This window comes from Gordonibacter sp., from assembly GCF_036667095.1.
Classification (GTDB): domain Bacteria; phylum Actinomycetota; class Coriobacteriia; order Coriobacteriales; family Eggerthellaceae; genus Gordonibacter.
In genome coordinates, this window is record NZ_JAVWUP010000134.1 from 1,481 (window position 1) to 6,975 (window position 5,495).

At 60.7% G+C, this 5,495-nt stretch carries 4 protein-coding genes; 3 read left to right on the forward strand and 1 reads right to left on the reverse strand.

The genetic code is table 11. The features are described 5' to 3' along the window. Positions 1-311: 311 nt before the first annotated feature. Positions 312-1,559 (forward strand): 30S ribosomal protein S1, encoded by a 1,248-nt coding sequence (gene rpsA / locus RR842_RS10590; protein ID WP_332514611.1) that lies wholly within the window; start codon positions 312-314, stop codon positions 1,557-1,559. 77 nt (positions 1,560-1,636) lie between these two features. Here rpsA and RR842_RS10595 read toward each other — a convergent pair whose 3' ends face one another. After that, complete coding sequence (locus RR842_RS10595) at positions 1,637-3,550, reverse strand: acyltransferase family protein (protein WP_332518621.1); 1,914 nt, start codon at positions 3,548-3,550, stop codon at positions 1,637-1,639. Positions 3,551-3,822: 272 nt separating this feature from the next. Here RR842_RS10595 and mnmA point away from each other — a divergent pair, with 272 nt between their 5' ends. Together mnmA and coaE are read left to right on the forward strand one after the other, a co-directional pair. Next, entirely contained in the window at positions 3,823-4,893 is a 1,071-nt protein-coding gene (gene mnmA, locus RR842_RS10600; RefSeq protein ID WP_332514614.1) for a tRNA 2-thiouridine(34) synthase MnmA, read from the forward strand. Further along, complete coding sequence (gene coaE / locus RR842_RS10605) at positions 4,890-5,486, forward strand: dephospho-CoA kinase (RefSeq protein WP_332514616.1); 597 nt, start codon at positions 4,890-4,892, stop codon at positions 5,484-5,486. The genes mnmA and coaE overlap by 4 nt, the downstream gene beginning before the upstream one ends. The last annotated feature ends 9 nt before the right edge of the window (positions 5,487-5,495 follow it).

Below are 5,495 nucleotides of genomic sequence, written 5' to 3' on the forward strand. Positions count from 1 at the left end.
CTGCACCGCCTCCTATATTCAGCTAGGGTTGTAGGGATCGACCGGGATCAACCGGGATCGACCGATCGACCCGATCGAGCTGTCGGCGGAATAATCGTGGGCTTGACAAAAAGACTCTGGAGTGGGCGGGCTTCGCGTGCTATACTAATTCAGCTTGTCGGGAGAGCTCGACAAGCTCCGTAACTGTTGGCCCCCGAGACATGTTTTGTTACACAGCTCGGCAAGCGCATTTTTCTTGCAGAGCGAACATGGTGCACGTAGCAATCAATCATGACGAAGGGTCCCCGAAGCAAGTTTGAAAGGGGTCCGTTTTGACCGGAATTAAGAACACGTCCGTCATCGACTTCACCGACATCTCCGATGAGCAGATGAACGAGATGATCGATGGTACGCTGACCGAATTCGACGAAGGCGATCTCGTTGACGGCATCGTCGTCAAGATCGAGCACGACGAAGTGCTCGTTGACATCGGATTCAAGAGCGAGGGTGTTATCCCGTCCCGCGAGCTTTCCATCCGCAAGGACGCTGACCCGTCCGACATCGTCAGCTTGGGCGAGAAGATCGAGGCTCTGGTTCTCCAGAAGGAGGACAAGGACGGCCGTCTCATCCTTTCCAAGAAGCGCGCCGAGTACGAGCGTGCCTGGATTCGCGTCGAAGAGAAGTTCAAGGCTGGCGAAGTGGTCACGGGCGAGGTTATCGAAGTGGTCAAGGGTGGCCTGATCCTGGACATCGGCTTGCGCGGCTTCCTGCCGGCATCGCTGGTCGACCTCCGTCGCGTCAAGGATCTCGACATGTACCTGAACACCGAGATCGAGGCCCGCGTCATCGAGATGGACCGCAACCGCAACAACGTCGTGCTGTCCCGCCGTGTGCTGCTGGAGGAAGGCCGCAAGAACGAGCGCGCCGAGATCCTGGCCAAGCTCACGAAGGGCATGCGCTTGAAGGGCTCCGTATCCTCGATCGTCGACTTCGGTGCCTTCGTGGACCTGGGCGGCATCGACGGCCTGGTGCATATCTCCGAGCTGTCCTGGAACCATGTGAACCATCCCTCCGAGGTCGTGAAGGTGGGCGACGAGGTCGAGGTCGAGGTGCTGGATGTCGACTTGACGCGCGAGCGCATTTCGCTGGGCCTGAAGCAGACGACGGAAGATCCGTGGATCAAGCTCGTCGAGAGCTATCCGGTGGGTACCATCGTCGACGGCAAAGTGACGAAGATCGTGCCGTTTGGCGCGTTCATCGAGCTGGGCCAGAGCATCGAGGGCCTGGTGCACATCTCCGAGATGTCGCAGCGCCACATCGACACCCCTGCGCAGGTCGTGAAGGCTGGCGACGAGGTGAAGGTGAAGGTCATGGAGATCAACCCCGAGCGTCGCCGCATCTCCCTGTCCATGAAGGCTGCTGCTGAGGAGCTGGGCTTCGAGATCGAGGTTGACGAGTCCATCGTCGTCGAGGAGAAGCCGGCCAAGAAGAAGGCCGAGAAGAAGGACGAGGCTGTGGAGGTTGCTCCCGAGGCTGTCGCCGAGGCTCCGGCCGAGGCCGAGGAGCCTGCTGCGGAATAACGTCGCACGCGAGTTCTGAAATGAGAGAGGGAGCCGAAAGGCTCCCTCTCTTTGCACTCGGTCAGGTTCAACGGCTCTTAGGCTTCTGTCTGGGCTTCGCCTTCAGGTTGGACGGCAGGTGCCTCTGCTGCGGGCTCCTCGGCCGGCGGGGTGGCATCTTCGGGGTGTGCGGGCAGCTGACTGCCGATGGCTGCATAGACCAGTTCGATGTAGAATCGTGCGCCCTCTTCGGTCAGATGCGTTCCGTCTCCGTCGAACAAGTCCTCGCGACCTTCGCTTGCCCCGTACCAGTCGATCACGTGCACGTTGCCGTGGCGCGCTGCAGCGTCGGCGATGGCGCCGTTCGTTGCCGGTACCCAGTCCAGCGGGCTGCGCGTGTTGATGAACCAGATCTGCTTGTCGGGGCCAACGTCGGCGATGAGGGCCTCGAGCTGCTCGCCATCAACCGGACCGTTCGTTCCCAAGGCGAACACGACAATGCCGCCGACCACGTCTTGGTCCTTGTAAGCGTTGTAGACTTCCTGTCCGGCATAGAACTGGCGGTTCACGGCTGCATCGATGGTTCCGTGTAGGAACGTCTCCTCGAAATAGGGAATGGCGCGCACGGAGACCGAATCGCCTATCATAAGTACGTCCAGCTTGGGTTTCTCGTCTGCTGCGGGCGTTTCGGCATTGTTCTCGGGTGCGGGCTCGCTGCTTTGGTTCTTGCTCTGCTGCTCTTCGGCTTGCTTCAGGATGTCGCCACCTTCTAGGGCCGATGTCGACGGCACGAATATCAGTCCGCCGATAGCGACGACTACCAAGACTGCGGCGCAAGCGAAGGGCGCGATGCGCTGACGCAGCCAGTCGCCCCAGTCCACTTCATGTGCCCGTGCGCTTTTCACTAAGCTCCCGATGGCTCCGTGGCGGATGGGGTTCTCGACGAAGCGGTACGAGAACGCCGCGCAAGCGAAGACGACGACCAGCTGCAGCAGGTAGAGCCACCATGGTGTCTCTATGCCCGGATTGGGATTCATCAACAGGAGCAACGGATAATGCCAGAGGTATATCCCGTAGCTTCGCTTGCCTACCCACACCAAAGGTGCCGAGCCGGCTACGCGTCCCACGATGCTTGCCGGATGCACCATCACGGCAATGACCACGGCGGTAAGCACCGAGCACAGCACGAGGCCCCCACGGTACAGAAATGGCGAGAAGCCGTTGGAGAAGGCAACCAGCAGCAAAAGCCCTACTAGGGCGGCGCCGCCTACCGCGTCGAGTATGGTGCGAACCTGCTTCGTCAGGCGCACGCCGCTTTTGGCTCCCAGCATATGGGAGGGCCAGACGAACGCCAGCCACGCACCTATGAGCAGGGAAAATGCACGGGTATCGGTGCCGTAGTACACTCGGCTCGGGTCGGCGGTTGGGCTGAACAACAGCGCCATCTCCACGGCGGAAAGCACGGCAAGCACGAGCGTGGCGTTGCGTAGGGTGGTCTTTTTCGCCCCTACCTTCATCGCGACGAACAGCACGATAGGCCATATCAGGTAGAACTGCTCCTCGATAGCCAGCGACCAGAAGTGGGCAAGCGGCGAGGGTGAACCCAGTGCATCGAAGTAGGATACGTCGTGGAATATCTGCCACCAGTTGTTGAAGAACAGCAAGGACGGCACCACATCGGGGCGCATCTTCGTGAGCAGGGCGTGGTTGAACACCGTGCAGAGCACGATCGTGCACACAACGACGAATACGATGGCGGGTACGAGCCTGCGTATGCGGCGCAACCAGAACTGCGGAAGGTCGATCTTTTTCGTGTTGTCGTACTCGATAAGCAGCAAGCTGGTTATCAGGTAGCCCGACAGTACGAAGAAGATCGTGACGCCCAAGAGTCCGCCGGGAGCCCAGGGCATGTGCATGTGGTAGGCGATGACTGCGAGGACGGCGAAGGCGCGCAGGCCGTCGAGCGCGGGTATATAACGTGACTTCGTGCCAGGCACGGCGGGTCCTCCCATTACGGTAATGCTTTTGTGCGAAAGCGCAACGATTCAGTATAGCGCTCTTATGGCACCGGAGAAGCATCGTATCGCAGCCGCGCCTTGACGTTGGTGTGGTTTCGGGAAAAGTTGAAACATCTGCATATACAGAGGCGCCTTCCGCTGCTTAGGGGATGTTAGCCGGTGTCGCTGCATCGGCGGCAAGGAGATTGCGGCCTTGCCGTATACTGTGCTGAAAAGAAGGTGACGGAAGTAGGACGGATAGGGCCGAGACAGTGAGAGAGGTGCGTGTGACACAGCAGAGACGACCGGTAGGGCGCGTGGCGCTCGGTATGAGCGGCGGAGTGGACAGCTCGGTATCTGCGGCTTTGCTCATGCGCGCCGGATACGAGGTGGTAGGGGTGACCTGTCGCTTCCAGGACAATGCGGCGGCAGATGCCGCAGCGGCCGACGCGGCGTCCGTGTGCGCGGTGTTGGGCATCGCCTCGGTGGAGCGCACTTGCGTCGCCGCATTCGAGCGCAAGGTCGTAGAACCGTTTGCGGCGTCTTATGCAAACGGCCTGACGCCCAGTCCGTGTGTGGGCTGCAATGCGCTGTGCAAACTGCCGGGCCTCATGGCTGCTGCCGACGAGTTGGGCTGCGACAGGGTCGCGACGGGGCATTATGCACGTATCGCGCAGCTGGCCGACAGTGGCCGTTTCGCCGTGCTTACCGCGTTGGATGCGCGCAAGGACCAAAGCTATATGTTGTCGTTGCTGTCGCAAGAGCAGTTGTCGCGCCTGGTGCTGCCGCTGGGCGGCATGACGAAACCGGAGGTTCGCATCCTCGCGTCCGATCTGGGCTTGTCGGTGGCGGAAAAGCCAGAGAGTCAAGATGTGTGCTTCATCGACGGGGACTACCGGGAGTTCCTTGAGCAACGAGGAGTGGTTGACAAGCCAGGGCTCGTCGTCGACCGCGCAGGGGTGGTGCTCGGCCGGCACGAAGGACTTGCCGGCTTTACGGTTGGGCAGCGCAAGGGTATCGGCATTGCGGCGGCCGAACCGTACTTCGTGGTGGAGAAGCGTGTCGAAACCGGAGAGCTGGTAGTGGGTTATGCGCCCGAGGCGCAGGTGGTTCGTGTGCGCGTGGGCCGCGTGAACTGGCAGGCTATCGAGGGCCTAGAGGGTTTGGAGGACGCAACGGTCAAACTGCGCTACCGTAGCACGGCGGCACCGTGTATCATAGAACCAGAACCCGAAGGCGGCGTGCGTGTTACTCTGCGCAGCCCGCAGCCAACGACGGCACCGGGCCAGTTCGCCGTTTTCTACCGAGGCTCTACGGTGCTCGGAGGCGGCATGATCGAGGAGGTATCATCGGTATGAAGAAGCTGTTCATTATCGGCGGAATGGGTGCCGGCAAGTCGACGGCCCGCAAGGCCCTCGTAGACGCAGGGCTGCCGTATATCGATCTCGACCAAGTTGGCCATGATGTGCTCAAGTGGGATACCGTGAAAGAAGAGCTCGTCGAAACGTTCGGATCGGCTATCTTGGGTGACAATGGCGAGATCGATCGCAAAGCACTTGCGGCGAAGGCGTTCGTGAGCCCTGCCGACACGCGCAAGCTTAACCGCATCACGGTGCCGCGCATCGAGGATGCATACCGCGACAAGGTTACCGAGCTGGATGCCGCAGGCGAGGAGGCCGTCGTCGTGGAGCACTCCGTGTTCAAAAACCGTATCTCGTCGCTTGCCTATGATGCCGACGTGGTCATGGCTGTACTGGCTTCGCTCGATACGCGCATCGAGCGCGCGGTGGCATCGGGCTTCGACGAGCAGGACGTACGGCAGCGCATCGCGCGCCAGATCACCGATGCCGACCGTATCGAGGCGTCGGACGTGGTGTTCAACAACGACGGTACCCCTGAAGAGCTGCGCAACAAGGTACTTGCCTGGTGGGAGGCCTACCGCACGCAATAACGATTTGCT

Coding starts and splice junctions, on each gene's coding strand:
- coaE (WP_332514616.1), top strand. CDS start 4,890: ATGAAGAAGCTGTTCATTATCGGCGGAATGGGTGCCGGCAAGTCGACG.
- RR842_RS10595 (WP_332518621.1), bottom strand. CDS start 3,550: ATGGGAGGACCCGCCGTGCCTGGCACGAAGTCACGTTATATACCCGCG.